The sequence below is a fragment of the Candidatus Methylacidithermus pantelleriae genome, from assembly GCF_905250085.1.
GTDB classification, from domain to species: Bacteria; Verrucomicrobiota; Verrucomicrobiia; order Methylacidiphilales; family Methylacidiphilaceae; genus Methylacidithermus; species Methylacidithermus pantelleriae.
The window spans coordinates 1-3210 of sequence record NZ_CAJNOB010000060.1 but is presented as its reverse complement, the minus strand read 5'-3'; the positions used below and the strand labels follow the sequence as shown (position 1 = coordinate 3210).

Below are 3210 nucleotides of genomic sequence, written 5' to 3'. Positions count from 1 at the left end.
GTGCAAACCCGAAAGAGCGGCGCACCCACTCGGGACTTTCTCTTCGGCCAGCAACGCGTCAAGCTTGGTCAGGAGGATGGCCAGCCGGCGCTTTTTTGTTGCAAACCGTTCGATCCCGGCATCTTTTGCTGGGGCTTGCGGATCACCTTTTCCCTTTGCCAGATCCGCTCTATAGCTTCCTCAATTAGCTGGAGCCGCTTTTCGCCGACCAGAGCGATCTTTCCATCGAGCTTGCGATCCGGAAGGCATGAAACTCTCTGGCGGTCAGGCCAAACCGCGGGCAGAAAGGGTCGCTTAAGCTTTAGCGAAACACGAGCCCGCAGCCCGCAAAAACCCCCCTCCACCCGCCCGCAAAGCGCCGGATAGCTGTCAAGCAGCGCCCCCTGCTCGGGCGTCACCCGCAACCGCGGTCTCATAGGGGAAAACAGGGAATCAGAGCGCGCACGATATCATCGGTCATCTCATTGGGATCCCCCACGAGGATCGATCGACTCTGCGTACCCAATACTCCTTCCAGCTCTTGCAGCTACTCGAAACCGAAACGCATCAGCCGGTCGCGCTACTCGACCATTATAATGCCAACCTTCGGATCACAAAGAGTCCCATGAGCCCTCAGCGATGGCCGTTCCTCCCGCAGCCAACCTCCTTGACGGCCTGAACGATCCTCAACGGTTTCCTAAAGAGGAAACTCGGAGAACCCAAGCCAACTGCCTCTTTCAATCCGCTGGTTCATCGGCGCTTGCACACCCGCGCGTAGAGGGCAGCCCCATCAGGGGGTGCTGCCTCCGCATGGTCGATTACCGTTCCGGTCGGCAACTCTCCTGCGGGAACGGGCAAATGCCCCTCCTTCCACATCCGCCAAGCCGTCCTGCAGCAAACGCCCTACCGATTGGCTTATGCACTCTAGTTCATTCGATACTGCCATGAACAGCCTTATTTGACCCTATGTCCCCCATATTGAGCTATTGGCAACCCCCAGACGGAAGTGGGCAGACTTTCTTCACGAGATAAGGCCCGTGGCTTCCCAACTGCAGTGTTTCTGTGACAAGGGAAGTTTCCCCAACAAAAGCCCTGTGTACCAAGGCACTCTTTTGCCAAAAGCTTGTAACCCGGTCGATCGAACCGGCCCCAGTAGGCCGTTTTCCTCGTAAATGGACAAAAGCCTCTCCCTCATTGGCACAAGGTTTCTGTCCCTGCAGTACTTGGCTCAGCGGCTGACGACTCAAAGGAGCCGTCAACGCGGCAACGCCTTTTTAGGAGGGATTTTCTTCCGGCGAGGGTTTAATGTTATGGGAGGTACATCGTGGGCTGCGCCGAAAACTCGAAGAAAGGAGGTCCACCGCATGAAGCATCCATCACTCAAAAGGGATTACTTACTTCTATGGGTACCCATAGCCGTAGCTTGGCTTTTGGGTCCTTTTATCAGCTGGGCTTCTCCCCAGAGTGACCTTCGGGCCGGTTGGCAAATGACCACCAAGGGAATCCGATTGTCCGTGGGTGCTGCGACCCCACAACCCGAGCAAAACCTTCTGGCAGCACCCATCAACCGGGCAATCTCCTGTCCCCACATGACGGAGGTAAGCCAATCGGTTCGGGTTTCCTGGGATAGCAAAGGACGGATAGTGCAGGAACGTTCTACTGCCCTGTGGCAGAGCAAGCTGGGAGGATGTCAGATAGAGTGGAGAAGAAACGGCTCCGCTAAAACTGTAAGGCCCACGATGGTTTGTCCCAATGGGAGCCTTTCTCCAGCACAGTGCCACGACATGCGCTCCTAGCCGTTCAACCTGGCAGGGGGTCTCTTCTCCGTTTCGCCAAGGCAAGACCTCCCGTGGGTTCGGTTACCGTCCGCGCTTGAGGCCAAGGGGATTAGCTGTTAAGAGCACGCGCTCAAGGCTTTCCCCTTGGCCTCAGCGAGGCCAGCTCGAAAAAAAGGTCAAGCGAGTTTTTGCTGCTAGGATATAGGTGCGGTGACAATGGAAAGCCCAAAACCAAGGGTATGCTTGACCTTGCTCATTAGCGTCCTTGTTTTCTTCGCTTGTGCATGTACCTCCCCGTCGTTGCCGGGTCGATACCTTGGTCATTGGAAAGACTTAGACGGGTCTGACGTCTCCGCCGAATTGGTCCTTACCCCCGACGGGAGGGCTTTCATGAACCTTCAATCGCGCTCCGTATCAGGTGGGATACGAGCTACATCCTGGGAGGCCCGTTATCGGGTGGAGGGCAGTAGGATTGTAGTGGGATCCGAAGGGACCACCTACGCCATCCTATTGCGCAAGGGAAAGGAAATAGTGGATCCCAACCACCTTTCCGGAGGAAAGCCGATTCTTTTCGAAAAACGGGAGGGATATTAGTACATCGGCAAGCGAAGTCCAATCCCTTGATCTTTTACACTGCGCTACGTTTTTTCCTTCCGTCTAAGGGGTGCTTACCAGAATGTCACCCACCCGATGGATTTTACGCCAAAAGGCAACCACCGAAGGAATGCCGAAGTTCCCGCTTTCAAGAAAAGCCAGATTGGGAAAGCCCTTGTCGCCTGTTCCGCGAGGTCGCTGGCGAAGACCCCTGGGCGAGCGCAGCATCAACTCTTGAAAAACGGACTCTTGAACAGCGGTTGGGATTTTTTTGAGTGCTTGATGCGTCTCATGCGCAAGAGGCTGACGGAGGGGTTAAAAAAACGCTTTTTTGACCGCGAAAAGCACCGCGCAAGCCCATAGCTTTAGCCATGGGGAGGTTTACAAGTCGGAATACCCAGAAACCATTCCTAAAACCATAGACAACCATTCCCCTACCAGCGAAGATCGTCCGGCACGCCGGCCAAACAGTGCTGCCGACGCTTTGCGAGTGTTTGGGCTGAATAGCCCAAGAAGGCGGCAACGCGTCCTTGAGTTTCCATTCTGGAAGGTCTGCGGGGGCTTACGCCAAGTGGGAGTATGCCTTCGTGCCCCGGCAGGCAGGCCGCATCTAGTCCGCGAGCTAGAAAATGCTCCGCCTGCCGACCCGTTTCGTAAGGGTTGAGAGTCGCTCCTGGAACGTGCCAATCGCCTCGGAAGTGATCGCAATCTAAACCATCCGACCTGACGACCGGCGGAAGTTGTGGCCAAGGAAATGTGCAGCCGAAGACAATGCCTCTCACTTTGGTCTTCTTCTCGCCTAGCGGCAGGCGCAGTTGCGCGTAGAGCTTGCGCAGCCATCGCGGCACCCGCTCAACCG

Annotated in this window: 5 protein-coding genes and 1 pseudogene; 2 read left to right on the top strand and 4 right to left on the bottom strand. The window is 56.0% G+C overall.

All coding sequences use genetic code 11. The features are described 5' to 3' along the window. Positions 1-68: 68 nt before the first annotated feature. From KK925_RS09895 to KK925_RS09890, 3 genes are all read right to left on the bottom strand, one after another. Positions 69-416 carry a hypothetical protein gene (locus KK925_RS09895; protein WP_174583575.1) on the bottom strand — a complete coding sequence of 116 codons (348 nt, stop codon included), beginning with the start codon at positions 414-416 and terminating at the stop codon, positions 69-71. A 313-nt stretch (positions 417-729) separates the two neighbouring features. Next, positions 730-855 carry a hypothetical protein gene (locus KK925_RS11325; protein WP_268905651.1) on the bottom strand — a complete coding sequence of 42 codons (126 nt, stop codon included), beginning with the start codon at positions 853-855 and terminating at the stop codon, positions 730-732. A gap of 145 nt (positions 856-1000) precedes the next feature. Beyond that, positions 1001-1174, bottom strand: coding sequence for a hypothetical protein (locus KK925_RS09890; protein WP_174583574.1), 174 nt, complete (start codon positions 1172-1174; stop codon positions 1001-1003). A 169-nt stretch (positions 1175-1343) separates the two neighbouring features. Between KK925_RS09890 and KK925_RS09885 the strand changes: the two genes are divergently transcribed. After that, positions 1344-1775, top strand: coding sequence for a hypothetical protein (locus tag KK925_RS09885; protein WP_174583573.1), 432 nt, complete (start codon positions 1344-1346; stop codon positions 1773-1775). A gap of 372 nt (positions 1776-2147) precedes the next feature. After that, positions 2148-2351: a hypothetical protein gene (locus tag KK925_RS09880; RefSeq protein ID WP_214096485.1), complete on the top strand. Its 204-nt coding sequence runs from the start codon at positions 2148-2150 to the stop codon at positions 2349-2351. Positions 2352-2785: 434 nt separating this feature from the next. Here the strand turns inward: KK925_RS09880 and KK925_RS09875 are convergent. Then, positions 2786-3210 (bottom strand): annotated as a pseudogene (locus KK925_RS09875) (hypothetical protein); the annotation flags it as partial.